This is a genomic window from Microbacterium sp. NPDC057741 (assembly GCF_042798735.1).
Classification (GTDB): Bacteria; Actinomycetota; Actinomycetes; order Actinomycetales; family Microbacteriaceae; genus Microbacterium.
In genome coordinates this window covers 247596-274543 of the sequence record NZ_JBHVJW010000001.1, presented here as the reverse complement: position 1 = coordinate 274543, position 26948 = coordinate 247596, and the positions used below count along the sequence as shown (strand labels likewise).

23 protein-coding genes are annotated in these 26948 nt (G+C 68.8%); 11 read left to right on the top strand and 12 right to left on the bottom strand.

The features are described from left to right. Nucleotides 1-126: 126 nt before the first annotated feature. From ACFVDO_RS01280 to ACFVDO_RS01270, 3 genes are read right to left on the bottom strand one after another with little or no spacing between them, the layout of a single operon-like run. The gene (locus ACFVDO_RS01280) at nt 127-2070 is read right to left on the bottom strand and encodes a dipeptide ABC transporter ATP-binding protein (protein ID WP_378858259.1); all 1944 of its coding nucleotides are present in this window, start codon (nt 2068-2070) and stop codon (nt 127-129) included. Then, complete coding sequence (locus ACFVDO_RS01275) at nt 2067-2999, bottom strand: ABC transporter permease (protein ID WP_378858258.1); 933 nt, start codon at nt 2997-2999, stop codon at nt 2067-2069. Before ACFVDO_RS01275 ends, ACFVDO_RS01280 begins: the two co-directional genes overlap by 4 nt. Continuing rightward, complete coding sequence (locus tag ACFVDO_RS01270; protein ID WP_378858257.1) at nt 2999-3982, bottom strand: ABC transporter permease; 984 nt, start codon at nt 3980-3982, stop codon at nt 2999-3001. The genes ACFVDO_RS01275 and ACFVDO_RS01270 overlap by 1 nt, the downstream gene beginning before the upstream one ends. 239 nt (nt 3983-4221) lie before the next feature. Here ACFVDO_RS01270 and lepA point away from each other — a divergent pair, with 239 nt between their 5' ends. Next, complete coding sequence (gene lepA, locus ACFVDO_RS01265; RefSeq protein ID WP_378858256.1) at nt 4222-6075, top strand: translation elongation factor 4; 1854 nt, start codon at nt 4222-4224, stop codon at nt 6073-6075. Between the two features lie 5 nt (nt 6076-6080). Then, nucleotides 6081-6815, top strand: a complete 735-nt coding sequence (locus ACFVDO_RS01260; RefSeq protein WP_378858255.1) for an alpha/beta fold hydrolase — start codon at nt 6081-6083, stop codon at nt 6813-6815. Here the strand turns inward: ACFVDO_RS01260 and ACFVDO_RS01255 are convergent. After that, entirely contained in the window at nt 6754-8001 is a 1248-nt protein-coding gene (locus tag ACFVDO_RS01255; RefSeq protein WP_378858254.1) for an MFS transporter, read from the bottom strand. The genes ACFVDO_RS01260 and ACFVDO_RS01255 overlap by 62 nt on opposite strands. Beyond that, nucleotides 7998-9356, bottom strand: coding sequence for a GH1 family beta-glucosidase (locus tag ACFVDO_RS01250; RefSeq protein WP_378858253.1), 1359 nt, complete (start codon nt 9354-9356; stop codon nt 7998-8000). Before ACFVDO_RS01250 ends, ACFVDO_RS01255 begins: the two co-directional genes overlap by 4 nt. A gap of 248 nt (nt 9357-9604) precedes the next feature. On the opposite strand from ACFVDO_RS01250, the gene rpsT reads away from it, so the two are divergent. After that, on the top strand, nt 9605-9865 hold the full coding sequence (gene rpsT / locus ACFVDO_RS01245; RefSeq protein ID WP_378858252.1) for a 30S ribosomal protein S20: 261 nt from the start codon (nt 9605-9607) through the stop codon (nt 9863-9865). A gap of 139 nt (nt 9866-10004) precedes the next feature. On the opposite strand, the gene holA is transcribed toward rpsT, so the two are convergent. Next, nucleotides 10005-11063 carry a DNA polymerase III subunit delta gene (holA, locus tag ACFVDO_RS01240; protein WP_378860073.1) on the bottom strand — a complete coding sequence of 353 codons (1059 nt, stop codon included), beginning with the start codon at nt 11061-11063 and terminating at the stop codon, nt 10005-10007. A gap of 135 nt (nt 11064-11198) precedes the next feature. Between holA and ACFVDO_RS01235 the strand changes: the two genes are divergently transcribed. Both ACFVDO_RS01235 and ACFVDO_RS01230 read left to right on the top strand, forming a co-directional pair. Beyond that, nucleotides 11199-11798, top strand: coding sequence for a helix-hairpin-helix domain-containing protein (locus tag ACFVDO_RS01235; protein ID WP_378860074.1), 600 nt, complete (start codon nt 11199-11201; stop codon nt 11796-11798). 1 nt (nt 11799) lies between these two features. Continuing rightward, a complete protein-coding gene (locus ACFVDO_RS01230; RefSeq protein WP_378860075.1) occupies nt 11800-14097 on the top strand; it encodes a ComEC/Rec2 family competence protein in 2298 nt (765 codons plus the stop codon). Between the two features lie 84 nt (nt 14098-14181). On the opposite strand, the gene ACFVDO_RS01225 is transcribed toward ACFVDO_RS01230, so the two are convergent. Continuing rightward, on the bottom strand, nt 14182-14835 hold the full coding sequence (locus tag ACFVDO_RS01225; RefSeq protein WP_378860076.1) for a fasciclin domain-containing protein: 654 nt from the start codon (nt 14833-14835) through the stop codon (nt 14182-14184). Nucleotides 14836-14975: 140 nt separating this feature from the next. Between ACFVDO_RS01225 and ACFVDO_RS01220 the strand changes: the two genes are divergently transcribed. From ACFVDO_RS01220 to ACFVDO_RS01210, 3 genes are read left to right on the top strand one after another with little or no spacing between them, the layout of a single operon-like run. Next, nucleotides 14976-16691, top strand: coding sequence for a cytochrome c biogenesis protein DipZ (locus ACFVDO_RS01220; RefSeq protein ID WP_378860077.1), 1716 nt, complete (start codon nt 14976-14978; stop codon nt 16689-16691). A 28-nt stretch (nt 16692-16719) separates the two neighbouring features. Further along, nucleotides 16720-17313: an ECF RNA polymerase sigma factor SigK gene (gene sigK, locus ACFVDO_RS01215; protein ID WP_378860078.1), complete on the top strand. Its 594-nt coding sequence runs from the start codon at nt 16720-16722 to the stop codon at nt 17311-17313. 4 nt (nt 17314-17317) lie between these two features. Beyond that, the gene (locus tag ACFVDO_RS01210) at nt 17318-18073 is read left to right on the top strand and encodes an anti-sigma factor domain-containing protein (RefSeq protein ID WP_378860079.1); all 756 of its coding nucleotides are present in this window, start codon (nt 17318-17320) and stop codon (nt 18071-18073) included. 51 nt (nt 18074-18124) lie between these two features. On the opposite strand, the gene ACFVDO_RS01205 is transcribed toward ACFVDO_RS01210, so the two are convergent. From ACFVDO_RS01205 to pabB, 4 genes are all read right to left on the bottom strand, one after another. Next, a complete protein-coding gene (locus ACFVDO_RS01205) occupies nt 18125-18622 on the bottom strand; it encodes a hypothetical protein (protein WP_378886823.1) in 498 nt (165 codons plus the stop codon). 3 nt (nt 18623-18625) lie between these two features. Beyond that, the gene (locus ACFVDO_RS01200) at nt 18626-19036 is read right to left on the bottom strand and encodes a DUF4383 domain-containing protein (protein WP_378859112.1); all 411 of its coding nucleotides are present in this window, start codon (nt 19034-19036) and stop codon (nt 18626-18628) included. A gap of 101 nt (nt 19037-19137) precedes the next feature. Further along, on the bottom strand, nt 19138-21672 hold the full coding sequence (leuS, locus tag ACFVDO_RS01195; protein ID WP_378859113.1) for a leucine--tRNA ligase: 2535 nt from the start codon (nt 21670-21672) through the stop codon (nt 19138-19140). A gap of 116 nt (nt 21673-21788) precedes the next feature. Next, nucleotides 21789-23108 (bottom strand): aminodeoxychorismate synthase component I, encoded by a 1320-nt coding sequence (pabB, locus tag ACFVDO_RS01190; protein ID WP_378859155.1) that lies wholly within the window; start codon nt 23106-23108, stop codon nt 21789-21791. 74 nt (nt 23109-23182) lie between these two features. Here pabB and ACFVDO_RS01185 point away from each other — a divergent pair, with 74 nt between their 5' ends. From ACFVDO_RS01185 to ACFVDO_RS01175, 3 genes are read left to right on the top strand one after another with little or no spacing between them, the layout of a single operon-like run. Then, nucleotides 23183-23839, top strand: coding sequence for a DedA family protein (locus ACFVDO_RS01185; RefSeq protein WP_378859114.1), 657 nt, complete (start codon nt 23183-23185; stop codon nt 23837-23839). A gap of 33 nt (nt 23840-23872) precedes the next feature. Further along, nucleotides 23873-24904 (top strand): App1 family protein, encoded by a 1032-nt coding sequence (locus ACFVDO_RS01180; protein ID WP_378859115.1) that lies wholly within the window; start codon nt 23873-23875, stop codon nt 24902-24904. After that, nucleotides 24901-25752 carry a 3-methyladenine DNA glycosylase gene (locus ACFVDO_RS01175; RefSeq protein ID WP_378859116.1) on the top strand — a complete coding sequence of 284 codons (852 nt, stop codon included), beginning with the start codon at nt 24901-24903 and terminating at the stop codon, nt 25750-25752. The genes ACFVDO_RS01180 and ACFVDO_RS01175 overlap by 4 nt, the downstream gene beginning before the upstream one ends. Here ACFVDO_RS01175 and ACFVDO_RS01170 read toward each other — a convergent pair whose 3' ends face one another. After that, on the bottom strand, nt 25753-26910 hold the full coding sequence (locus ACFVDO_RS01170; protein ID WP_378859117.1) for a glycoside hydrolase family 3 N-terminal domain-containing protein: 1158 nt from the start codon (nt 26908-26910) through the stop codon (nt 25753-25755). Between the last annotated feature and the right edge of the window lie 38 nt (nt 26911-26948).

Sequence of the window (26948 nt, the reverse complement as noted above, 5' to 3'; positions counted from 1 at the left end):
CCTTTCGGCGTGTCATAAGGGGAACGATAGTCAGCATCGTCTGCCAAAACAGGCGCCGGAGAGTGAATCCCGGCTAACTGTTATCGGACGGTGATCGACTGTGATCTTTTGGTTATCTGAAGGGGCTCAGACCGTGGCGGGACGGGTCGTCATCGTCGCCGGATCGAAGACCACACGCTGACGCGTGCGCTCGATGTCGGGGTCCGGAACCGGGATCGCCGACAGCAGCGCCTGGGTGTACGGGTGCTGCGGGTTGTCGAACACGTCGTCGACGTCGCCGTGCTCCACGAACTCGCCGAGGTACATCACCGCCACGCGGTCGGCGATGTGCCTGACCACGGAGAGGTCATGCGCGACGAACAGGTACGACAGTCCGAGCTTGACCTTCAGCTCGTCGAGCAGGTTGATGACACCCGCCTGAATCGAGACGTCCAGCGCCGAGACCGGCTCGTCGAGCACCACGATCTTCGGATTGGTCGACAGCGCGCGGGCGATGCCGATGCGCTGCCGCTGACCGCCCGAGAACGCTCCCGGGAACCGATCCCGGTGGGCCGGGTTCAGTCCCACCAGGTCCATCAGCTCCTCGACACGGTGCATCGCGTCCTTCTTCGAGGTGCCGATCGCGTAGAGCGGCTCTGCGATGATGTCCGTCACCGTCATGCGGGGATCCAGCGCACCCATCGGGTCCTGGAACACGATCTGGATGTCACGGCGCAGGGCGCGCTCCTGCGCGCCGTGCTTGATGTCGTTGACGTTCACGCCGGCGATGATCAGGTCGCCGTCCTCCTGCTTGGCGAAGTCCATGATCTGCAGCAGAGTGGTGGTCTTGCCGCTGCCGGACTCGCCCACGATCGCCATGGTCTCGCCCTCGCGCACGTCGAAGCTGAGGCCCTTGACCGCGTGTACCTCGCCGACCTTGCGCTTGAAGAGCGCGCCCTTCAGCAGCGGGAACGTCTTGGTCAGGTTCCGCACCTCGAGCGTCACCGGACGCTCCTCACGCGGCGTGCGGGTCAGGTCGCTCTCCGGCACCTCGGGGACGGGGTAGACCGGCAGGCCCCCGATGAGGCCGTCCTCGTCGATCTCATCCGCGCGAATGCAGGCCACGTCGTGGAACTCGCCCGATCCGGTGTCGACCGGAACGAGGTCGGGCTCGCGGGTACGGCAGGCCGCCACGGCGATCGGGCAGCGGTTCGCGAACGGGCAGGCGTCCGGCAGGTCGATCAGCAGCGGTGGGTTGCCCTTGATCGGGACCAGCGGCTCCTTCTCGACCTTGTCGACGCGCGGGATGGCGCCCAGCAGACCGATCGAGTAGGGCATCCGGGTGCGGTGGAACAGCTCGCGCGCCTCGGCGTGCTCGACGGGCTTGCCCGCGTACATCACGATGACGTCGTCGGCGGTGCGTGCGACCACGCCCATGTCGTGGGTGATCATGATCACGGCGGCGCCGGTCTCGTCCTGCGCCTTCTCGATCAGGTCGAGGATCTGCGCCTGGATCGTCACGTCGAGCGCCGTGGTGGGCTCGTCGCAGATGATCAGCTTCGGGTTGTTCGCCATGGCGATCGCGATCACGATGCGCTGGCGCATGCCGCCCGAGAACTCGTGCGGGAACGCCTTCATGCGCTTCTCGGGGTACGTGATGCCGACGAGCTCCATCAGCTCGATCGCACGCTTCTCGGCGTCGGACCGGGACAGGCTGCGGTGCACGGTGAGCGCCTCGATCAGCTGGTCGCCGATCGTGTACACGGGGGTCAGCGATGTCAGCGGGTCCTGGAAGACCATCGCCATGCCGTTGCCGCGGATGACCGACATCTGCTTGTCGGACTTGCCGAGCAGTTCCTGGCCGTCGAAGACGATCGACCCGGTGACCTTGGCGTTGTCGTCGAGCAGGCCCATGATCGCGAGCGAGGTGACCGACTTGCCGGATCCGGACTCGCCCACGATGCCGAGCGTCTTACCCGCCTCGAGGTCGAACGAGACGCCGCGCACGGCGTCGACGCGGCCGGCCTCCGAGGCGAAGCTGACCTTGAGGTCGCGGACGGAAAGGACGGTGCTGGATGCTGAAGTGCTCATGCGCGGCCTCCCGCCGCCGAGGTGGGATCGAGGGCATCGCGCAGGCCGTCGGCGATCAGTGCCATCGACACCGTCAGCAGGGTCAGCGCGAGCGCCGGGAAGTAGAACAGCCAGGGCGCGCTCGTGATCGTGCCGCTGCCCTCACCGATCAGCGAGCCGAGCGAGACGTCGGGGATCTTCACGCCGAAGCCGATGAACGACAGGCCGGTCTCGGTCGTCACCGCGGTGACGATACCGAGGGTGAAGTTGATCACCAGCAGCGAGCCGATGTTCGGGATGAGGTGCCGCACGACGGTGCGCATGCCGCGCACCCCCATGTAGCGCGCCGCCTGCACATACTCGCGCTCTCGGAGCGAGAGCGCCATCGTCCAGATGATGCGCGCGGGGAAGAACCAGCCGACGAAGATCATCACGAGCGAGATCACGCGCCAGTCGCCACCGGCATCGTTCGAGATGATCGCCAGCATGAGGAAGGTCGGGACGACCATCATGAAGTGGATGATCAGCAGCAGGATGCGCTCGGTCTTGCCACCGAAGTAGGCGGCAGCCGTTCCCGCCAGGGCGGAGAGCACGGTGGTTCCGATCGAAACCGTGAGCGCGATCATCAGCGAGCGCTGCAGACCGACTGCGGTCTGCGTGTAGGTGTCGTTGCCGGAGGCGTTGGTGCCGAACCAGTGCTCTGCAGACGGTCCGGTGCTGAGGTTCAAGAAGTCCATGTCCGTCGCGGACCAGGGCGAGAACAGCGGCCCGAGGATCGCGAACAGCACGAGCAGGATGAAGACGACGATGCCGCCGACGGCGGGCTTGTTGCGCATGAAGCGACGGGTGTACAGCGTCCACTTCGAGAGGGACTTGCCCGGTGTGCGCTCAGCGGTGGTGTCCGGTCCGACCGGCGGCTGGACAGCCGGGTCGATCATTTCAGTGCTCATCAGCTCACCCTCACTCGCGGGTCGAGAACGACGACAGCGATGTCGGCGAGCATGGCGCCGATCGCAGTCAGGACGGCACCGAATGCCGCCACGGCGACGACGCCGTTGATGTCGTTGTTGTTGATCGTGTCGAGGAAGTAGCGACCCATCCCCTGCCAGGCGAAGATCGACTCGGTCAGGACCGCTCCGGTGAAGATCGTCGGGATGGTGAACGCGACCTGCGTCGCGACCGGGATCAGCGAGGTCCGCAGCGCGTGCTTGCGGATCGCCTGCTCCTTGGTGAGACCCTTTGCCCTGGCCGTGCGGACGTAATCGGCCTTGATGTTGTCCAGCAGCAGTGAGCGCTGCAGGAAGTGATACTGCGCGTAGCCGATGACGACGAGGGCGATGGTCGGCAGCGTCACGTGCTGCAGTGCGTCGACGATCGTCGGGAAGAACCCTGTCACACCCGGACTCGAGGATCCGGTGACGTAGAACACCGTGGTGCCGACCCAGTCGTTGAAGTTGATCGCGAGCAGCACGACGCCCAGACCGGCGACGATGATGTTGATGTTCATCGTGAGGATCGACGTGGCCTGCCCGATCCGGTCGCCCAGCTTGTACTGACGGGAAGCCGTGTACACACCGAGCCAGATGCCCAGCGCCGCCATGATGATGGTGGCGCCGAGAACGAGCTCCGCGCTGACCCACATCCGGTAGGCGACCTGTTCGTTGACCGACTGCCCGGTGGGGCTGACGCCCCAGTTCCAGTGGAACAGGATGTCGGAGAACCAGGTCCACCAGCGCTGCACGAGGGGGACGGTGTCGCTGAGGTTGCGCGGGACGAGCTGGTTGTCGATCTGCTCGGGAGTCAGCGGAGGACGACGGCCGACGTAGTTGCTGCGGGGGTCGAGGAACCCCCAGGCCAGGAAATACGTGACATTGGCCGCGACCGCGATCATGAGCAGCCAGCCGAGGGCCCGGCGCACGAGATACTTGATCAAGGTTGGAGATTCTTTCTCTTTACAGGCGCGCACGGGATCGCCGACGCTGCGCTGAGTCGGATGCATGACAAGCATCACCCGACGAACGCCCACCGCGCAAACGCGGCGTACGTGACTGTTACGGAGTCGTGCCCCGAATGAGACCCGGTGTCACCGGATCGGGGTGGGCAACTTCGCGAGACTATCACCGACTCGCCGGAATCGAGCATCCCCCCGCCGCCACGTAGAATCGAGCGGACATGTCACCACGCGCCCTCACCCCGCACCAGCCGGCCTCGACGCCGCCTGCGCAGATCCGCAACTTCTGCATCATCGCCCACATCGACCACGGCAAGTCGACTCTCGCCGACCGGATGCTGCAGATCACCGGCGTCGTCGCCGAGCGCGACATGCGCGCTCAGTACCTCGACCGCATGGACATCGAGCGCGAGCGCGGCATCACGATCAAGAGCCAGGCCGTGCGGATGCCGTGGGCTCAGGGGTCGGAGACCTACGCCCTGAACATGATCGACACCCCCGGCCACGTCGACTTCACCTACGAGGTCTCACGTTCGCTGGCGGCCTGCGAGGGCGCGATCCTGCTCGTCGACGCGGCACAGGGCATCGAGGCTCAGACTCTCGCGAACCTGTACCTTGCGCTGGAGAACGACCTCCACATCATCCCGGTGCTGAACAAGATCGACCTGCCGGCGGCCGACCCGGAGAAGTACGCCAAGGAGCTGGCCTCCCTGATCGGCGGGAAGCCGGAGGACGTCCTGCGCGTCTCCGGCAAGACCGGCGCCGGCGTCGAGGATCTCCTCGACCGCCTCGTCCAGGAGATCCCCGCCCCGAAGGGCGATGCGGACGCTCCGGCCCGCGCGATGATCTTCGACTCGGTGTACGACTCCTACCGCGGCGTGGTCACCTACGTCCGCATGGTGGACGGCAGCCTGTCACCGCGCGAGCGAATCCAGATGATGTCGACCGGCGCAAATCACGAGCTCCTCGAGATCGGAGTCTCCAGCCCGGAGCCGATCCCCTCCAAGGGCCTCGGCGTCGGTGAGGTGGGCTACCTGATCACCGGCGTGAAGGACGTGCGTCTGTCGAAGGTCGGCGACACCGTCACGAACGCGCGCAAGCCGGCATCTGACGCGCTGCCCGGATACACCGACCCGAAGCCGATGGTGTTCTCGGGCATCTATCCGATCGACGGCAGTGACTACGCCGAGCTGCGCGAGGCGCTCGACAAGCTGAAGCTGTCCGACGCGTCGCTGCAGTACGAGCCGGAGACCTCGGTGGCACTGGGCTTCGGTTTCCGCTGCGGATTCCTGGGCCTGCTGCATCTCGAGATCATCACCGAACGGCTCTCCCGCGAGTTCGGCCTGGACCTGATCACCACGGCCCCCAGCGTGATCTACCAGGTGCTCACCAGTGACACCGGCGAGACGGTCACCGTGACGAACCCGAGCGAGTACCCCGACGGTCGCATCGGCTCGGTGTCCGAGCCGGTGGTGAAGACCGCGATCCTGCTGCCGAAGGACTACGTCGGCACCGTGATGGAGCTGTGCCAGTCGCGGCGCGGCACGCTGCTGGGTATGGAGTACTTCTCCGAGGAGCGCGTCGAGCTGCGCTACAACATGCCGCTCGGCGAGATCGTCTTCGACTTCTTCGACCAGCTGAAGTCGAAGACCCAGGGCTACGCCTCGCTCGACTACGAGCCCGCAGGACAGCAGGAGGCCGACCTGGTGAAGGTCGACATCCTTCTGCAGGGCGAGAAGGTCGATGCGTTCAGCTCGATCGTGCACCGTGACAAGGCCTACGCCTACGGCACGATGATGGCCGAGCGGCTGCGCAAGCTCATCCCCCGCCAGCAGTTCGAGGTGCCCATCCAGGCCGCCATCGGCGCCCGCATCATCGCGCGCGAGACGATCCGCGCGATCCGCAAGGACGTGCTCGCCAAGTGCTACGGCGGCGACATCACCCGTAAGCGCAAGCTGCTCGAGAAGCAGAAGGAGGGCAAGAAGCGCATGAAGATGGTCGGCCGCGTCGAGGTCCCTCAGGAGGCGTTCATCGCCGCGCTGTCGGGTGACGTCGAGGGCAAGGACAAGAAGTAACGGTCATGACTCCGCAGGTCGTTCTCGTGCACGGCATACGCACGTCGGCGACCATGTGGCGCGCGCAGCTGGAGTACCTGGAGGAGCGCGGCATACCCGCGGTCGCCGTCGACCTGCCCGGTCACGGCACTCGCATGGATGAGGACTTCACCCTGCACGAGGCGCTGTCCACGATCGATCGTGCGGTGCGGGATGCCGCATCCCGCGGTCCCGTGCTGCTGGTGGGCCACTCCATGGGCGGCCTGCTCTCGCTGGCCTACACCGGTGGCGAGGAGAAGCCGCCGGTGACGGCCCTGATCGCGGCATCCTGCTCGGCGATCCCGCGCGGCGCCGCCCTGCGCGCTTACCGCTTCCTCGCGGGAGCGATGGATGTTCTGCCCGACCGCGGGAGCTGGATCTCGGAGCGCGTGCTCGACGCGACCATGCCGCCCGAGACCCGCGCCGACTTCGGGGCAGGCGGCTTCGCGCTCGACGCGCAGGACGTCGCGCTGAAGAGTCTCGCCGGCCTCGATCTGGAGGCGGCTGTCGCGCGGATCAGGATCCCGATGTGGCTGGTGAACGGCCAGTTCGACCAGCTGCGTATGCACGAGGCGCTGTTCCGACGTCTCGCGCCTCAGTCCGAGCTGATCGTCGTCCCCCTCACCACCCATCTGGTCACCGCGATGCGGCCCCGCGTGTTCAACGCGGTGCTGGGAGTGGCTCTGGCGACGATCGAACGCGACGCACCATCAGGGTCATGACCGCTCCAGCGAGCGACAGCACCGCCGCCGCCGCGAACAGCAGCCAGAACCCGCCGACCAGGGCGACCAGCCCCGCGCCGATCAGCGGTCCGAGCAGCTGACCGAGGTTCGCCGAGACGTTCACGATGCCGAGGTCGCGGGCGTGATCCTCGGGGTCGCCCAGCAGGTCGGTGCTGAACGCCAGGCTGACGGCCATGTACGCTCCGTAGCCGGCGCCCATGATCGCCGCGGCGACGGCTGTCATCGCGAAGGTGGGGCTGAACAGGATCACCAGCCCCGACACCGCCTGCACGATCGCGGCGACGACGCTCAGCGTGCGGCGGTTGCCGGTGCGGTCCGAGATCATGCCGGCCACGATCGAGGCGATCACGACGAACACCGTGTAGATCACGATGAGCACCAGCAGATTGTCCTCGGCGTCGACCTTCGAGAATCCGATGCCGTACAGCAGGAAGAACAGCAGCAGCGAGGTGCCCAGAGCGTTGCCGATGTTCACGACGAGTCTGCTGACGAGCAGCCAACGGAAGTCGGGATCGCGCAGCGACGAGGGCCGCGCCTGCGTGCTGACCGGCAGCACGTGCGCGGGGCCGGGGTCGGGCAGCAGCAGGGCCGTGCCCACGCCGATCACCGCGATGAAGGCGGCGAGCATCAGGTAGGACGCCGTGATGCCGAGTCCCAGCAGCACCACCGCGCCGACGCCCACGACGATGCCGGCGGCCTGCGCGGAACTGGCCGCGGCGGACGCCGAGCCCCTCTGCTCCGTGAGCTGATCGGCGATCATCGCGGTGAGGGCGGCGGAAGCGGCAGCGAGGCCGACCGACACGACGACCCAGCTGGCGCCGATCAACCAGGGCCCGTGCGAGTAGCCGGTGGCGATCAGTCCCACCGCGGCGAGCAGCGAGCCGCCGATCGCCCACGGACGACGCCGGCCCCAGCGGGATCGGGTGCGGTCCGAGAGCCGGCCGGCGAGGGGCGCGGCGATCACGCCGGCGAGGCCGCCGATCGACAGGACGATGCCGGACCAGATCACTCCGGTCACCCAATGGCCCTCGGCGTTGCTCGCGTCGAGCTGATCCGGCAGCAGCAGCTGCAGCGGGGTCAGCTGCACGGTCCAGATCGCCAGCCAGGCGAGGGTGAACAACGAGAGCCATCCGGCTCCGACCCTGCGCGTCACGGGTGTGCTCACTGCTGTGCTCCTGATTCTTCTCGGACCCGCTCGATGAGGTCTCGATACCAGCTGTAAGAGGCCTTCGGCGTTCGCGCCGAGCTCTCTTGGTCGACGTGCACCAGCCCGAAGCGCTGCGTGAAGCCGTCCGCCCACTCGAAGTTGTCGAGCAGGCTCCAGACCGTGTACTCCTCGACCGGAACGCCCTGCGCGATCGCCTCGGCGACGGCACGGACGTGCCCGTCGAGGTAGGCGATGCGATCGGTGTCACCGAGCTCGCCGTCGGCCTGGTCTGGCTCGGGGAACGAGGCCCCGTTCTCGCCGATGATCACAGGCGGGAGCGCATCCCCGTAACGGGCCTTCGCGTCGACGAGGAACCCCGTGAGCGCCTGCGGGGCGATCGGCCAGAGCTCGCCGAAACCGGTCGTGGCTGCACCGGGCGTCGGCACCTGCTGGAACGGAATCGGCGACTCCGGGGGCGCCTGGCGGATGGTCGTCGGGTTGTAGTAGTTCACGCCGTAGAACTCGCAGGGCACCTGGATCATCTCGAGGTCGCCGTCGCGGATCGGCAGCTCGACCCCCAGCGCCGCAAGATCGGGATAGCTGCCGAGCAGCACCGGCTCGGCGAAGATGCGGTTGTGCAGCGTGTCGTAGAGGTAGGCCGCCGTGGCGTCCGGCTCTGACTCAGGCATGACCAGCGTGTGGTTGTTGACGATGCCGACCTGCTCGGCGCCGTGCTCGTGCAGGATCCGGGCGGCGGTGCCGTGCGCCAGAAGCTGGTGATGCACCGTGGGCAGCGACTCGAACAGCAGTTGCCGCCCGGGCGCGAGCTCGCCGATCGCGTAGCCCTGCAGTGCCGTTGAGACGGGCTCGTTGATCGTGTACCAGTTCTTCACCCGGTCGCCGAGAGACCCGGCGACCGTGCGGGCGTAGTCGGCGAAGCGCGCGACCGTGTCGCGGTTCATCCACCCTCCCTCGGCTTCGAGCTCGGCGGGCAGATCCCAGTGGTAGAGCGTGGGGAACGGAGTGATCCCGGCCTCCAGCAGCGAATCGACGAGGCGGTCGTAGTACGCCAGACCTGCATGGTTCACGGGTCCCGCCTCAGGTCGCACTCGCGTCCACGAGATCGAGAAGCGGTACCTGTCCACGCCGAGACCGGCCAGCAGCGCGACATCCTCGGCGAAACGGTGATAGCTGTCCGGACCCGGCTCGGCGGTCGACCCGTCTCGCACCCGTCCCGGGGCGTCGACGAAGTCGTCCCAGATCGAGCGGCCCTGCCCGTCGGCGCCTCGAGCCCCTTCGATCTGGAATGCGGCGGTCGCGGCGGACCAGCGGAAGCCCGCGGGGAGCACCGGTGGGGTGGGATCGGGTCGCATGCGTCTCCTCGACGTCGATGTCGGCGGTATCCCGGTATTCTGCACCCAGTACCGCCCTTCGTGCGACCGAGTACCGACTGCGCGTGTCGGAACCGCCTCGCCGCATCCGGTCGTTTCGCGCGGAACGGCGCAGTGCTGGTAAGCTTGGTTCTTGGCTTGCGTGTGGGTTCTTCCCTCACGACCGCTGTTCGGAACCCCTCTCCTTCCGGCAGCACTTCCAACACTCCTTCGAAAGAAAGCACCCGCACGTGGCAAACATCAAGTCGCAGATCAAGCGCAACAAGACCAACCTGAAGGCGCAGGAGCGCAACAAGGCCGTCAAGAGCGAGCTGAAGACCTGGGTCCGCAAGACCCGCGAGGCCGTCGTCGCCGGCGACAAGGACGCCGCTGAGGCCGCCCTCGCCACCGCATCCGTCAAGCTCGACAAGGCCGTCAGCAAGGGCGTCGTGCACAAGAACCAGGCGAAGAACCGCAAGTCGGCCATCGCCAAGCAGGTCGCCGCTCTCTGAGCAGACTTCTGAAGAAGGCCCGCCTCCCCTCGGGGATGGCGGGCCTTCTTCGTCTCCGGCCGTCGCTGATCCGGTTCTTGAGCGCGCGGAGCGAGACGAAGGCGCGCTTCGCCGCGATTCGCTCGCTCGGGAACCGGGATCAGCGACCGCTGGCGGGTTCGCCGAAGGGCTCGCGGGTCGCGACGACCGCGACCATGCGCTCGAGTGCGAACACCGGGTCGCGCGAAGCACCCTTGACCTCGGCGTCGGCGCGCGCCGTGGCCTGGATGGCCATGCCGAGGGAGCGCTCGTTCCAGCCGGTGAGATCGCGGCGGGCACGATCGATCTGCCAGTCCTTCATACCCAGGCGCGAGGCGAGCTCACGGCTCGAGCCGCGGAGCCCCGCCACCTTCGCCATGGTGCGGAGCTTCATCGCGAAGGCCGCCACCATCGGTACCGGATCGGCCCCCGAGGCGAGTGCGTGCCGCAGCGCGATCAGCGCCTCGCCGTAGCGACCGGCGATCGCGGTGTCGGCGACGACGAACGCCGAGACCTCGACGCGCCCGCCGTAGTAGCGCGTGACCACGTCGTCGGTGACGTCGCCTTCGACATCGCCGATCAACTGCTGACAGGCTGCAGCCAGTTCAGTGAGGTCGTCGGCGAAGGCGGACACCAGCGCGCGCAGCGCCGTCGGCGCGATGCGCTTCCTTGCCGCCTTGAACTCGCCCGCAGCGAAGTCGACGCGGTCGCTGTCGCGCTTGACGGCCGGGCAGGAGATCTCGACGCCCTCGCCGGCCCCGGAGCGCACGGCGTCGAGGAGCTTCTTGCCGCGCACGGTCGCCCCGGTGTGCCGCAGCAGCACCGTCGCGCCCTCCTGCGGGTTCTGCAGGTACGAGACCGCCTCTTGGATGAACGCGTCGGACGCCTTCTCGACGCCGGCGACTCGCACCAGACGGGGCTCGCCGAAGAGCGACGGCGAGGTGAGCGAGAGCAGCGTGCCCGGCGCGTAGTCGTCGGCCCGCACGTCGCTGACCTCGAGCGCCGGGTCCTCCGCACGCAGGTAGTCGCGGATACCGGCGATCGCGCGCTCGGCGCAGATCTCCTCGGGGCCGGATACCAGCACCACCGGAGCGGGACGGGGCTCGCGCCAGGAGACCTGGGGGATCTTCGAGGCCTTCGCCGCTCCCCCACGCGCGGATGATCGAGGAGCTGCTGCCATGCCGTCCAGCCTACCGGCGGCCGGCGACACGCCCCCCGTCCACTCGCACTCCACAGACGGCGTCGCCCGGGAACCTGTCCCGGCTTGGGGGTATCAGGCGGGTACCGGCATGCGACGCCCGCCTAGCGTTGCGGAGTGCCCACCCCGGATGCTCCCGACCTCGCCCCGGCGCGCAGACGACTGCGGCTCAGCGTCGGGGCGGCGATCGCACTCGGGCTGATCGTGCTGTCCGCGGCGGTGGGATGGGGCATCCTGCGAGGTCAGGCCTCCCCCGCCGACGTGATCCCGGTCGAGGAGGACGCCACGGTCGGCGCAACCGCCGGCCTGTACGTGCATGTGCTCGGTGAGGTCGCGAACCCCGGTCTGTACGTTCTGGAGTCGGATGCCCGGCTCGTCGACGCCCTCGCCGCCGCCGGCGGCACGACGGATGCAGCCGACCTCGCCGCGGTCAACCTGGCCCGCCCACTCAGCGACGGAGAACAGGTGGTCGTGCCGCCGAAGGGCACGGCGTCCGCCGGAGGCGCGACACAGCAGGCCGGCGATGGCCTGGTCGACCTGAACAGCGCCGACCAGACGGCCCTGGAGGGGCTCCCCCGCATCGGGCCGGCACTCGCGCAGCGAATCATCGCCTGGCGCGACGACAACGGCCGGTTCCGCTCCGTCGACGACCTTCTCGCCGTCCCCGGCATAGGCGAGAAGCTCCTGGCCGGCCTTCGCGATCTGGTCAGGGTGTGAGGTGAAGGACCTCCGCAGCGCCGTTCTCGCGGCTTCCGTCTGGGTGATCGCTCTACTGGCCGTGCTGCTGCCGGGAGGAGCCGTCCCCCTCGGCGCGGCTGCGGTGCTCGCCGCTGGCGGCTGGGTGCTCAGTCCTGGTCGACGTCGGCGCGGGTCAGGTCTGGTGGTGCTCAGCCTGCTCTGCGGCGCCGCCGTGGCGCTCTCGGCCGCCGCCGCGCAGCCAGCACGGGACCGCGCCGCAGACCTCGGCGGGCGGGCCGTCGAGGTGACGGCCGAGGTCTCGTCCTCGGCATCCGTCGGCTCGGACGGCCGCCTCTGGCTCGATGCCCGCACGATCCGCCTCGGTCCGCCAGGGCACACCGAGGCGCTCTCCGTGCCGGTGCGGATCGGCATCGACCCGCAGGACGGCGTGGATCTCGGCGCCGACCTGACCGTCACAGGGCAGGCCAAGGCGACGGATGCCGGTGAGCGCGCAGCACTGGTGGTCTTCACCACGACCGGGGAGGTCAGCCGCCCGGCATCCGGCGTCTTCGCGGTCGCGGCGCAGACCCGCGCCGACTTCATCGAGCGGGCCAGGACACTGCCGGAACCCGGAGCTGGGCTGTTGCCGGGGCTCGCCGTCGGCGACACCCGTGCGGTGAGCGAGGAGCTGAATGCCGCGATGCTGTCCTCGGGACTCTCGCACCTCACGGCCGTGAGCGGCGCGAACTGCGCGATCGTCGTCGCCGCCGTGTTCTGGCTCGTCGCGCTGTGCGGCGGAGGGCGCCGCACCCGCGTGGTCGTCTCTCTCGCCGCGCTCGGCGCGTTCGTCGTGCTCGTCACGCCGGAGCCCAGCGTGATCCGCGCCGCTGTGATGGCCGCTCTGGCGATGCTCACCGTGCTGCTGGGCAGACCCAGCGCGGGCATGGCGATGCTGTCGGTCGCGGTCACCGGCATCCTGCTCATCGACCCCTGGCTGGCCACCTCACCGGGGTTCGCCCTGTCGGCAGCGGCGACTGCCGCTCTCCTACTGCTGGCGCGTCCGCTCAGCCGTGGGATGTCGCGCTGGATGCCGGAGCCCGTCGCACTCGCGCTCGCCGTTCCCCTGGCCGCTCAGCTGGTCTGCGGACCGATCGTGGCGCTCTTCTCGGAGCAGCAGTCGATCGTCGGTGTCGTGGCCAACCTCATCGCCGAGCCGGCCGCTCCGATAGCCACGGTGATCGGGTTGCTCGCCTGTCTGTCCGCGCCACTGCCCGCGCTGGCCGATCTTCTCGCAGCGACGGCCTGGCTGCCTTCGAGCTGGATCGCGACGACGGCGACCGTGAGCGCGGGGCTTCCCGGTGCTGTGCTTCCCGTCGTCGCCGGCCCGCTGACCGCTGTGGTGATCGCCCTGATCAGCGCGGCGATCGCCGTACTGCTCGCCCGGTCGGGCTCGTCGAGGCTGCGGGCGGGTGCGGGCCTGGTGCTCGCCGTCGCCCTCGCTCTCGGCGGTGCCCGCATCCTGCTCACGGGGCCGCTGGCCACACTGACGGCTCCGGATGACTGGTCGATCGCGGCCTGCGACGTCGGACAGGGCGATGCGATGCTCGTCAGATCAGAGGGACGGGTCGCGCTGATCGACACCGGCCCGGACCCCGCCGCCCTGTCGGACTGTCTCACCCAGCTCGGCATCGTGCGCATCGACCTGCTCGTGCTCACCCACTACGACCAGGACCACGCCGGCGGGCTCGAGGCGGTTCGCGGGCGCACCGGCACGATGCTGCACGGCCCGACCTCCGAAACGAAGGACGAGCGGATGCTGCACGACGCGGCATCCGCTGGAGCGAGACTGCTGCCCGCGGCTGCAGGTCGCCACGGCGAACTCGGCCGGGCGAACTGGCAGGTGCTCTGGCCGCCGCCCGGATCGGCGGCCTTCACCTCGGGAAACGATGCGGGGATCGTCGTCGAGTTCTCCGGCGGAGGAGTCCCGCGATCGATATTCCTCGCCGACCTCTCGGCGACCCCGCAGCGGATGCTGGCTTCAAGCGGCCGAGCGCGCGGGCCCTACGCCGTCGTGAAGGTCGCCCACCACGGCAGCAAGGATCAGGACCCCGGGCTGTATGCGCAGCTGCAGCCGCGCGTCGCGCTGATCAGTGTCGGCGAGGGGAACGACTACGGGCATCCGCGCGACGAGACGCTCGCGTTCCTCGATGCGCTGAACGCCCGCATCCTGCGCACTGATCAGAGCGGGCGCATCCTGCTCGGGACTCGCGAAAAGGGTGTCGCTGTGTGGACCGAGCGCAGTCCCGACCCGGAGGCCGCAGAAGGCGGCGGGCCGTGAGCCGCGGTACGTCGACCGAGGGCGTTCCGTCACGGCGTGACCGCTCCGGAACGCCCTCGAGGGCCGATCGGGTTGCTGCGGCGCCTACTGCGCCGGCGGCATCAGCACGGAGTCGATGAGGTAGACCGTCGCATTCGCGGTGTGCACACCGCCGCAGATGACCTTGGCGTCGTTGACCATCAGGTCGTCGCCCTCACCGGTGACCGTGAGCTCCTGACCCTCGACGGTCTTGTGGGTGCCGTCGATGCTCGACGGCGGGATCTGACCCGCCACCACGTGGTAGGTGAGGATCTTGGTGAGCGTCGCGTCGTCGGTCTTCAGCTTGTCGATCGTCGCCGCCGGGATCTTGGCGAAGGCGTCGTCCACCGGTGCGAAGACGGTGAACTCGGATCCGTTCAGCGTGTCCACGAGCTCGACCTTGGGGTTGAGCTTTCCGCTGACCGCGGCGACCAGTGTCGTCAGCAGCGGATTGTTCGAGGCAGCGACCGCGACCGGGTCCTGCGACATCCCCTGGACCGATCCGGCGCCGTCAGGCACCTGAGAGGCATAGGCCGCGCAACCAGGGCCGACCAGGTCCGCAGCCGGATCCGGCGTCATCTCCGACGGCGCGGACTCTGAGGGCTGCGCCGTCGGCTCCTTCGTGTCTGGTGCCGTGCCGGTGCTCATCGAGCATCCGGAGAGAACGAGTGCGGCGCCCAGCATGAGCGGGACCACCGAGTACATCTTCGTGCGGAACATCACTTCCTCCTCGTTTCGGACCGAGCACCCGCGCCCGGCTTCCGATACCTCTTCGATGCGTCCGGCGGATCGGATTGGAGCGGAACCGGATCAAACCGCTCGGCGCGCCGCGCCGAAGAGACGGTGACGAAGGAGAGCGCATGGAACTGATCATCATCGGAATGCTCGGCGGCCTGATCACAGGGATCTCGCCGTGCATACTTCCGGTCCTGCCGGTGATCTTCCTCACCGGCGGCGCTCAGTCGGCGCGCTTCGGGGACGATGATGCGGTCCCGGCTCCACGCTCCCGCCCGTACATCGTCATCCTCGGTCTGGTGACGAGCTTCACCGTCGTCACGCTCGCCGGCTCGCTGCTGCTCGAGCTGCTGAACCTGCCGCAGGACGCTCTCCGCTGGATCGGGATCGTGGTGCTCGCGCTCATCGGCGCAGGTCTGATCTTCCCGCCGGTCGAGCGGTTGCTGGAGCGCCCTTTTCAGCGTCTCGCGAGCCGCAAGGAGGTGACGAACAAGGGGAACGGCTACGGGACCGGTCTCGCCCTCGGAACGGTCTTCGTCCCCTGCGCCGGTCCCGTGCTCGCCGCCATCATCGTGGCCGGCTCCACCGGCCGGATCGGCGTGGACACCGTCGTTCTGACGGCGTCGTTCGCGGTAGGAGTGGCGATTCCGCTGCTGCTCTTCGCTCTCGCCGGCCGCGGTCTGATCGAGCGGATCCGTGCATTCCGCACTCGGGAACGAGGCCTGCGCATCGCGGCCGGCGTCGCGATGATCGCTCTCGCCGTGGGTCTGGCATTCAACCTGCCCCAGGCTCTCCAGAGGCTCGTACCCGATTACACCGCCGGGCTGCAGAAGTCGCTGACGGACTCGCCCACAGCGCGCAAGGCGCTCGAGATCGGCGGTCTGGTGAACGACGAGAACAAGGAGTTGTCGAACTGCGAGGCGAACGCCGGGCGTCTCGAGGTCTGCGGTCCGGCACCGTCCCTGAAGGGCATCACGGGCTGGCTGAACACCCCGGACGGTGCGGCGGTCGACCTCGCAGAGCAGCGCGGCAGCGTGGTGCTGGTGGACTTCTGGGCGTACTCCTGCATCAATTGCCAGCGGAGCATTCCTCATGTCGTGGCGTGGGAAAGGGCGTACCGCGATCACGGCCTGAAGGTCATCGGCGTGCACTCCCCCGAGTACGCCTTCGAGAAGGACGCCGCCAACGTGGCTGCCGGTGCGAGATCGTTCGGGATCACCTATCCCGTGGCCCTCGACGACGACCTCGCCACCTGGACCAACTACCGCAACAGGTACTGGCCGGCCGACTATCTGATCGACGCGAAGGGCGTCGTGCGGCACATCGGCTTCGGCGAAGGCGACTACGCGCGGACGGAGGAGATGATCAGGCAGCTGCTCCTGGACGCCGATCCGGGCACCGAGCTTCCCCCGGCCACGGAGTTGCCGGATCTCACACCCTCCGTCGGATCGACGACGCAGGAGACCTTCCTCGGATTCGCCAAGCAGCGCAATTTCGCCGGTTCGTCCTACCCTGACGGCACTTCTGCGTTCGTCCTGCCGAAGCGGCAGGGCGAGGACACGTTCGCGCTGGGCGGGGACTGGACGATCGAGTCCCAGCGCATCGCGCCTGCCTGGAGCACGGCGCGGCTGCGGCTTCGGTACCACGCGAACGTCGTGCAGATGGTCATGAGCGGTGAAGGAGTCGTGATGACGCGTCAGGCCGACGGGACCCAGCGGCCGGTTCAAGTCTCCGGTGTCCCGCGCTCCTACCCCGTCGCCTCCGGCGGGAACGGATCCGACGCCGTGCTCGACGTGACCGTCCCCGCCGGCGTCGAGGTCTACTCCTTCACATTCGGCTGATCGGCGACCGTGACGAAGGGAGTAGTGCATGCTTGTGGACATGGTGATCGACGGAATCGACATGCCCGAGGGCGAGCCGGTTCCCGTCGACACCGCCGGTGATCTGATCCGACGCATCGCGCGCGGCGACCGGAACGCGTTCGCGGAGCTGTACGGGATGCTGTCTCCGCGCGCCTTCGGCCTCATCCTGCGGATCCTGGTGGACCGCGCGCAGAGCGAGGAAGTGCTGCAGGAGGTGTTCCTCGAGGTCTGGCAATCCGCCTCGCGCTTCACTCCGAAGAGAGGACAGGGGCGCTCCTGGCTGCTGACGATCGCGCATCGTCGGGCGATCGACAGGGTGCGGGCGGCACAGGCCAGCTCCGACAGGGACCGCAGGGCCGGCCTCAGGGAGCTCGCCTCCGCACCGGCATCCGTCGCCGAGCAGGTCGAGCTCAAAGTGGAGTCCGAGCGCATCGCCGGTGCGCTCGGGAGCCTCCCGGATGCGCAGCGCGAGGTGATAACCCTGGCCTACTACGGGGGATACTCGCAGAGCGAGATCGCCGTGCTCACGGGAAGCCCGCTGGGAACCGTGAAGACGAGGATGCGGGACGGCTTGACACGGTTGCGGAAGGAGATGAGGTGACGCGATGGACAAGCACGAGTTCGACATGCTCTCGGCCGGTGACGCCCTCGGCGCGCTGAGCGACGATGACCGGCTGGCCTACCGTCGTGCGCTCGCGGACCATCCGGACTGGGCCGCCAACGCGCGCGAGGATGCCGAGACGGCCGCGTCGCTCGCCGACCTCCCCGGGGAGGTCGTGCCGCCGGCTCATGTGTTGGAGGGCATCCTGGCCCGCATCGATGCAACACCCGCCTCGACGGGGCCGGATGCGCCCGCGCAGCCGCACCGGCCGGAATCTGCAACGGAGCCGATGCCGAGCCGTTCGCCGCGTCGGCGGCGCTGGTTCGCTCTCGCCGCATCCGTCGTGCTGGTGGTAGGCATCGGCATCGGAGCCTCGGTCATCATCCAACAGGCGACCAGGCCTGCGTACGTGACGGCTCTCGACCGCATCGAGTCCGCTCCGGACGCGCAGCGGGCCACCGCCGATGTCGCCGGCGGCGGCACAGCGACGCTGCACTGGTCGGCGTCCGAGGGCGAGGCCGTGCTCGTCGCGGACGACCTCCCGTCTCTGGACAATGATCAGACCTACGAGCTCTGGTACGTGCGCGGTGAGACACCGATCTCCGCAGGGGTCTTCGACGCGACGGGATCGACCACGGCAGCCCTGCTGGAGCCGGGTATGAAACCGGGTGATGTCGTCGCTGTCACCGTCGAACCCCAGGGTGGAGCGCCGGGCGGGAAGCCCACGAGCGAACCGATCGTGGTGATCCCGACGGCCTGAGCGGCAGCTGGAGCAGTCGGCGCGGATCGACGGTCCGACGCCGTCGGCACGTCAGTGCCCGGAGTGGATGCTCTGTCGGCCCGACGGCAGATCGCCGATGTGACCCGGCGCATCGGTCGTGGCCAGCGCCGGCGTCAGCACAGCCGCCACGATCACCGTCGCGGCGATCAGTGCGCCGAGGCGCACTGCGTGCTGGGGCGACACGGCCGTTCGTGCCCTCCGCCGCGTCGCGAGACCCACCGCGGACAGCGCCAGCAGCAGAGAGGCCGCAACGGCCACGGCCGAGCATCCTGCAGCGAGGGCGGCCGGAGTGACGACCACGCCGGCCAGAGCTCCGAGCACCGCCGTGCGGGGCGCCCGTGGGCGCCCCGCACGGAGACTCGCCATCCCCCAGGCGAGTTCCCCCACCCCCAGGGCGAGGAGCGCGGCCGTCACGAGGACGCCGCCCACTCCGTCGCTCTCGGCGCCGATGAACGCGCCGAGAGCGAGGTGCAGAAGCCCGCTGCCCCACGCGAGGATCGCGGGCCACGTCTGCACCAGCGCGCCCATCAGTCAGCTCACAGCCAGGCGCGGAGCCGTCCGATCGGTCGCGACACCGACAGCCAGCAGCAGCAGGGCGCTGGCGAGATGCAGGAAGTGATCGAAGGTGTTCAGCGCGAGAACGTTCGCCGCGGTGCCCACCAGGAAGAACCCGGCGATGCCGAGCAGCAGATAGGCGGCGCCGACCACGACGTTCGTCGTCTTGGCGGCCTTCACCGAGATCAGGCCGCTGATCAGCAGGGCGGCGCCGATGAGCAGGTGCGCCACATTGTGCAGCGGATTGACCATGAAGATTCCCAGCAGCAGCCCTCCTTCCGTGGCGAGGAAGGACACGCCGCCGGTCACGGCGAAGCCGAGAAGTCCGACCAGGACGTAGACGGCGCCGAAGATGACGGCGATGAGGCGATTCGGGGACGTGCGCATGACATTCTCCTTCTCCTGCGACGGTTGCCGCTCACAGAGTGTTCGGAACCGTCGCAGGATCGGATGGCGCCGATCCGCGGCGCGGAGAATGTCGCAGCCGGTCAGCCCTTGACGGCGAAGTTGACGATCTTCGGAGCGCGCACGATCACACGCACGATCTCCTTGCCCTCCAGCGCCCGCTGCACCTTCTCGTCGGCGCGGGCCGCGGCCTCGAGGTCGACGTCGGAGATGTCGGCGGGCACGTCGAGCGTGGCGCGCACCTTGCCGTTCACCTGCACGGCGGTGGTGATGGTGTCTTCCACCAGCAGCTCGGGCTCGGCAGCAGGCCACGGCACCGCGCTGATCGACGGCTCGTGACCGAGACGGGCCCACATCTCCTCGCCGGTGTGCGGCGCAATGGGCTCGAGCAGCAGCGCGACGGTCTCGGCGGCCTCGCGCACGGCGGGGTCACCTGCGCCCGCGCCGTTGTCGATCGTCTTTCGGATGCCGTTCACGAGCTCCATCAGGCGCGCGACCAGCACGTTGAACTTGGTCTGCTCGAGCAGTGCGGGCGCGTCGGCCAGCAGGCGGTGGGTGATCCGGCGCAGCGCGACGTCACCGGTCGCGGCATCGGCTCCGACCGGGCTGGAGGTCTCGTCGCCGACCCGCAGCGCGCGGGCCAGGAACTTGTGCGCACCCGAGAGCGAGACGCCGTTCCACTCCTTGTCGTCCTCCACCGGGCCGGCGAAGGCCAGTGCCAGGCGCAGCGAGTCGGCGCCGTACTGGGACAGCAGGTCGGAGAGCTCGACCAGGTTGCCCTTGCTCTTCGACATCTTCGCGCCGTCCATCAGCACCATGCCCTGGTTGACCAGGTTCGAGAAGGGCTCCTCGAACTCGATCAGGCCCATGTCGAAGAGCACCTTGGTGATGAAGCGCGCGTACAGCAGGTGCAGGATGGCGTGCTCGACGCCGCCGAAGTAGCCGTCCACCGGCGCCCAGCGCTTCGCCTCTTCGGGGTCGAACGCGAACTTGTCGCTGTTCGGCGACAGGAACCGCAGGAAGTACCACGAGCTGTCCACGAAGGTGTCCATGGTGTCGGGGTCGCGCAGCGCCGGCTCGCCGGATGCGGGGTCGACCGTGCGCACCCACTCCGCGGCCGCACCCAGCGGCGAGCTGCCCTTGGGCTTCAGATCCAGGCCCTCCACGCTCGGCAGCTTCACCGGCAGGCGGTCCTCGGGCACCGGAACGACGGTCTCGTCCTGCAGGTGCAGCATCGGGATCGGCGTGCCCCAGAAGCGCTGACGCGAGATCAGCCAGTCGCGCAGGCGGTAGTTCTTGGCAGCGCGGCCGGTGCCGGCCTGCTCCATGCGCTCGATGGTGCGGGCGATGGCCTCGGCCTTGTCGAGGCCATCCAGCTCACCCGAGCCTGTCATGACGCCGTTGCCGACCAGCGCGGCTCCGGTGGTGGCGGGGTCGAGCTCAGCCAGGTCTCCGCCCTCGTTCGCACCGCCGTCGACGGTGGTGTCGACGACGATCTTCACCGGCAGGTCGAAGGCGCGGGCGAAGTCCAGGTCGCGCTGGTCGTGGGCGGGCACTGCCATGACGGCGCCGTGACCGTAGTCCGCGAGCACATAGTCGGCGGCCCAGATCGGCAGCCGCTCACCGTTGACCGGGTTGATCGCGTAGCGCTCCAGGAACACGCCGGTCTTCGGGCGGTCGGTGGACTGCCTCTCGATGTCGGATTCCTTCTGCGTCTTCTCCAGGTAGTCCTGGAACAGCGTCCGTCCCTCGTCCGAGGCGCCGGCTGCCAGCTCTGCAGCCAGGTCGGCATCGGGGGCGACGACGAAGAACGTCGCGCCGTGCAGGGTGTCGGGGCGGGTCGAGAACACCGTGACGGGCTCGTCACGACCCTCGATGCGGAAGTCGACGTCGGCACCCTGCGAGCGGCCGATCCAGTTGCGCTGCATCTGCAGCACCTTGTGCGGCCAGTGCCCCTCGAGGGTGTCCAGGTCGTCCAGCAGGCGGTCGGCGTAGTCGGTGATCTTGAAGTACCACTGCGTGAGCTTCTTCTTCACGACCTCGGCGCCGCATCGCTCGCAGCGGCCGTCGACGACCTGCTCGTTCGCGAGCACGGTCTGGTCGTTCGGGCACCAGTTCACCGCGCTCTTCTTGCGGTACGCCAGTCCCCGCTCGTACAGCTTCAGGAACAGCCACTGGTTCCAGCGGTAGTACTCGGGGTCGGAGGTGTGCAGCACGCGCGACCAGTCGTAGGACATGCCGTAGCCGCGGAAACCGGCCTTGTGCTGCTCGATGTTCTTGTAGGTCCACTCGCGCGGGTCCGCACCGCGCTTGATCGCCGCGTTCTCGGCCGGCAGGCCGAACGAGTCCCAGCCGATCGGGTTCAGCACGTTCTCGCCACGGTGCCGCCAGTACCGCGCGACGATGTCGGGGTACAGGTAGTTGATGGCGTGCCCCATGTGCAGGTCGCCCGACGGGTAAGGGAACATCCCGAGGATGTACTTCCGCGGCCGCTCGTCCTCATCTCCGCCGGCCCGGAACGTGTCGTTCTCGGCCCAGTACCGCTGCCACTTGTCCTGGATGGCGTGCGCGGACAGCGGCTCTGCGGTTTCGGTGGTGTCGGTCGGGTGCTCAGACAAGGGGAAGGTGCCAATCTGACGAGATGCGGATTACCTGATGAAAGACGGGAACTTCCAGGATATCGCGCGTTTCGTGTGACGCGGATCCTGAGCGAGCGAAGCGAGACGAAGGGCGCTCAGGAGCCGGGCAGAGTGGCGCCCCACTCCTCCGGGAGCACCGCGCCGAGCGCCGCGAGCGGCGCCCTGGCCTTGGTCGCGACCTCGGCGGCCTCCTCCGCGGCATCCGACAGCCAGGTGATCCCGCCGCCGGCACCGACGTACGCGGTGCTCCCGTCGATGAGGATGCTGCGGATCACCATGCCCAGATCGGCGGAACCGTCGAGGCCGATGTAGCCGAAGCAGCCGGAGTACACGCCACGAGGGGCACCCTCCAGCTCGTGCAGGATCGTCATCGCGGAGAGCTTCGGGGCGCCGGTCATGCTGCCGGCCGGAAACGCCGCCTCGCTGAGATCGTCCGCCGTCGTCCCAAGGCGAAGTGTCGCACTGACCGTGCTGACAAGCTGATGCACGGCCGGATACGACTCCACCTGCCAGAGCCGCTCCACCACGATCGTGCCCGGCTCCCCCACGTGCGAGAGGTCATTGCGCATGAGATCGACGATCATCACATTCTCGGCGCGCTCCTTCTCGCTCGCGCGCAGTTCGGCGGCGAGGGCGTCATCCTGCTCGGGGGTCGCCCCGCGCGGCCGGGTGCCCTTGATCGGGCTGGTGCGCACGACTCCGCCCCGCACCTCGAGGAACTGCTCGGGGCTCGCACTGAGCAGATGGGTGCCCCCTGTGCGCAGGTAGCCGCCGTGATGCGCGGGCGTCGCCGCGCGCAGGCGCCGGTACACGGCGAAGGGGTCGGGCGGAGCTTCCGTCGTGAAGCGGGTCGTGAGGCACAGCAGGTAGGCGTCGCCGGCGCGGATCGCGTCGCGGCAGCGCTCCACGAGCGCGACGTACTCCGACACGCCGTGCCGGGCTGCGGCGACGGATGCCGGCGGCTGCGCCGACACGGCCAGGGGAACGGATGTCAGCATCGCTGCCGCCGTGCGATGCCAGGCATCCAGCTCCTCCGCGGCAGCCAGCGCCCAGAAGCGTCCAGTGGCGTGGTCGACGGCGATCGCGCGGTCCACCGCGATCCACGCGGAGCCGTCCGCGGCGTCCGCAGCAGGAGCCGACATCCGGCGGGCGCCGCCCTCGTAGGACATCCAGCCCACCCAGCCACCGCGGAAGGGAACCGGGCTCGCCGGCGCATCGTGCGCGCCGAGCACCGTGCGCGCGACGTGGGCGGGATCCGTCTCAGGCCGGCCTGTGCCGAGGATGCTCCATCCCTCTGCGGCATCCGGGCCGGCATCCAGCCAGAACGCGGCCGCCGCGCCGTCGTCGAGCCGCGCGAACAGCGACTCGAGGTCGCCCGTGCCATCCAGGGCGCGGGCGATGAGGGCGGTCGGCAGAGGCACGATGCAAGCGTACGGCGCGCGGCGGGCGCTCTCAGCGAACGAGGTCGTCCAGGCCGTACGCTCGTTCCGTGGACCAGTTCCTGACGTGGATCATCGACGCCGTGCAGTCGATGGATCCCGTGCTGCGGACACTCATCGCCGGCGTCGCGATCATGCTCGAGACGAGCATCCTGATCGGTCTGATCGTGCCGGGCGACACCATCGTGCTGGTCGCCTCCGTCGGCGTCACGGATGTCTGGCAGGGCGTGTTCCTGGTGATCGCGGTCGTGCTCGGCTCGCTCGTCGGCGAGTCGATCGGGTTCTGGCTCGGCCGCTGGATCGGGCCGCACATCCGGCATTCCAGGGTCGGCCGCTGGATCGGCGAGGAGCACTGGGTCAGGTCCGAGCGCTACCTGCAGCGACGCGGCGGGATCGCGATCTTCCTGTCCCGGTTCCTGCCCGTGCTGCACTCGCTCGTGCCGCTGACGGTGGGCATGGGCGAGTTCGCCTACCGTCGCTTCATCGCCTGGACCGTGCCGGCCTGCGTGCTGTGGGCCACCGTGTACGTGAGCGCCGGCGCACTGGTCGCCGGCAGCTACAAGGAGCTCGCCGATCGCGTCCACTACGCCGGCTACCTGTTCGTCGGCGCGATCGTGCTGTTCCTCGTGATCGTCTTCGTCGTGAAGAAGGTCATCTCGCGCCGCGAGGAACATCACATGTCGGATGCGGATGGCCCCGAGGCGTGAGGCGCGTCCGTCATCCGTGAAAGACTGGGAGTGATGTCACCCGCCGCCGCGGCCAAGATCCATTGGTTCGCCCGCCTCGAGCACCGCCTCCACGTCTCGCGCGAACGCCGCGCCCGAAGGCGAGGCCGTTCGGCGACCGTCGTGCCGTTCCCCGGATACGGCGGCAAGGGATGGGTGCGCGTCGTGGGGCGCGTCCTGATCCTGCCCCCGCCTCCGCGGAAGGCGAGCGGCGACGGCGCCGGCGTGCGCGGCTGGCGCTCGTTCGTCGGCATTCCGGTGACCTTCGCGTCGGTGCGCGTCGAGATCGGTGGACGCACCCACACCGTGGTCGCCGACCGCGGCGGCGTCGTCGACACCGTCATCGAGGCCGATCTCGAGCCGGGCTGGCAGACGTTCACGATGGCCGCCGACGGGCAGGAGCCGGTCGAAGCGACGGTGTTCGTCGTCGATGAGAGGATCCGCTTCGGTGTGGTCTGCGACGTCGACGACACCGTGATGGTCACCGCACTCCCGCGCCCCTTCGTCGCGGCCTGGAACTCCTTCGTCGTCGACGAGCACGCCCGCACGCCGGTGCCCGGCATGTCCGTGCTGCTCGAGCAGATCATGCGCGATCACCCCGGCTCGCCGATGATCTACCTGTCCACCGGCGCCTGGAACGTGGCGCCGACGCTGCGCCGTTTCTTCTCGCGGCACCTGTTCCCGCAGGGTTCGATGCTCCTCACCGACTGGGGCCCGACGCATGACCGGTGGTTCCGCAGCGGCCGTGAGCACAAGCTCACCAACCTGCGCCGTCTGGCCGAGGAGTTCCCCGACATCCGCTGGCTGCTCATCGGCGACGACGGGCAGCACGACGAGGCGACCTACGGACAGTTCCTGGTCGAGCACCCCTCATCGGTCGCCGGTGTCGCGATCCGGCGTCTGCTGCCCGCCGAGGCCGTGCTGGCCGGCGGCCGCGCCGTCGCCGGCGACCACTCCGGCGAAGACGTACCGTGGGTCAGCGCCGTGGACGGCGCGGGGCTGCGCGAGCTGCTCGGCGAGGTCGGAATCGTCGATCCACGGTCATGAGCACCAGGCTCACGCGCCCCGATTGGTCGGGACGCAACCATGCTCATGAGGAGCGCGCGGACGCGCTGACAGCCGCCCATCGGGCCCGTGCGGCGCGGGGCGAGAAGCATCCTGTCGAGGACTTCCTGTTCACCTACTACTCGTACAAGCCGGCGCAGCTGCGCCGCTGGCATCCCGGCGCGGGAGTCGTGCTGGAGGATTCCGCGGAGCGATTGTCCTGGCGGTGGTACTCCCCCGGACCTGAGGCGGATTCCGCCGTTCCGGACGCCTCTGCCTTCGCCCTCGAGAAGCCCGAGCTCGCGGCGCTGGTCGAGCGGATGCTGCGCAGCACCGCCGCGCGGCCGGGCCGGTTCGGCTGCTTCGGGCTGCACGAGTGGGCGATGGTGTACCACGAGGAGGAGCACCGTCATCCGGCGCCGCTGCGCCTCGGCCAGGCCGGCACCGACGCCGTCGTCGAGGCGAATGAACTGCGCTGCACACATTTCGATGCCTTCCGGTTCTTCACGCCGGACGCCGTGCCGCGGAACAGCCTGCCGCTGACCCGCTCGCTTCAGCCCGACCTCGAACAGCCCGGCTGTCTCCACGCCGGCATGGATCTCTACAAGTGGGCGATGAAACTCGGCCCCCTGCTGCCCGGAGAACTGATGCTCGACACCTTCGAACTGGCCCGCGACATCCGGCGGCTCGACATGGAGGCCGCGCCGTACGACCTGTCGGACTGGGACGTCGAGCCGGTGCGGATCGAGACCGCCGAGGGCAAGGCCGAGTACGTCCGGCAGCAGCGCGGGTTCGCCGAGCGTGGCACAGTGCTTCGGCAGCGGATGCTGGAGGCCTGGCTGGGCGCCTGATCAGTGCTCGCGCGCGGCGATCTGCAGCCGCAGGGCAGCCACGTGCTCCGCTGCATCCTTCAGTCGGGAGGCGGGAAGCCGCCCGTCCTGCACTGCCGTGACGATGCCGGCGACGGCCTGCCCGGCGGTCTGTGCGTTCGTGCCGGCGATCAGCAGCACCATGTCGTTGCCGGCCGCGAGAGCGAGGACGCTGTCCTGCACGAGGTTCCGGTAGGCCGGGTCACCGGAGGAAGGCAGCATCCCCAGGTCATCGGTGATCATCACGCCGTCGAAGCCGAGATCGTCCCGCGCGATCTGGTGCCACTTCGCGGAGAGGGATGCCGGCGCGGCATCCACCGCGGTGTAGGCGAGGTGTCCGAACATCAGCAGCTCGGCGCCGGCGTCGATGCCTGCTTCGAACGGCTTCGCATCGAATGACTGCCATTGCTCGAGCGTCTCGGTGGCCTTCGGGATGACGTGGTGCGAGTCTCCTGGTCCTGCGCCGTGGCCAGGGAAGTGCTTGAGCGTGGACATCACGGTGCCGTGCTCGGCGTCGACCGCGGCCGTGACGCGCTGCGAGGCGGCATCCGGGGTCGTGCCGTAGGCGCGCGAGTAGATGAACGACGACCCGTCGCGGGGCACATCCGCCACGATGCCGAAGTTGACGGTGACGCCCGCCTCGGCGAGGAGCTTCGCCCGGTTCGCGAACGCCTGGGTCGTCGCGGCGACCGGTGCGGACTTCAGAGTGTTCGCACCGGCTTCATGGTCCCAGGGCAGGCGTTTGACGACGCCGCCCTCCTCGTCGGTGGCGATCAGCGGCGGCAACGCGGGATCGACGGTGAGAGCGGTCGTGATCTGCTTCAGCTGCGCGGAATCGACGGGGATGTTGTCGCCCATCAGGATGAAGCCGCCGAGGCCGGACGACATGTACTCGCGGAGGGCGGCGGAATCGGTGCCGGGCAGCGCACCCATGACGACGCTGGCGGCCTGCTGCTGCACGGTCATCTTCTCGACGAGCGCGACGGCCGGGTCCACGGGAGTCGGAGTCGGAGTCGGCGTCGCGGTCTGCGTCTGGGGCGCCTGGGTCGCAGACGGACTCGGCGCGGCTGCGCCGGGGGCGCAGCCGGTGAGTGCGACCATCGTCAGCACGGCGATGGTTCCGAGCAGTGTTCGACGCATCATTCCAGCGTAGTCAGCGGTGCTGGGATCCGACCGCG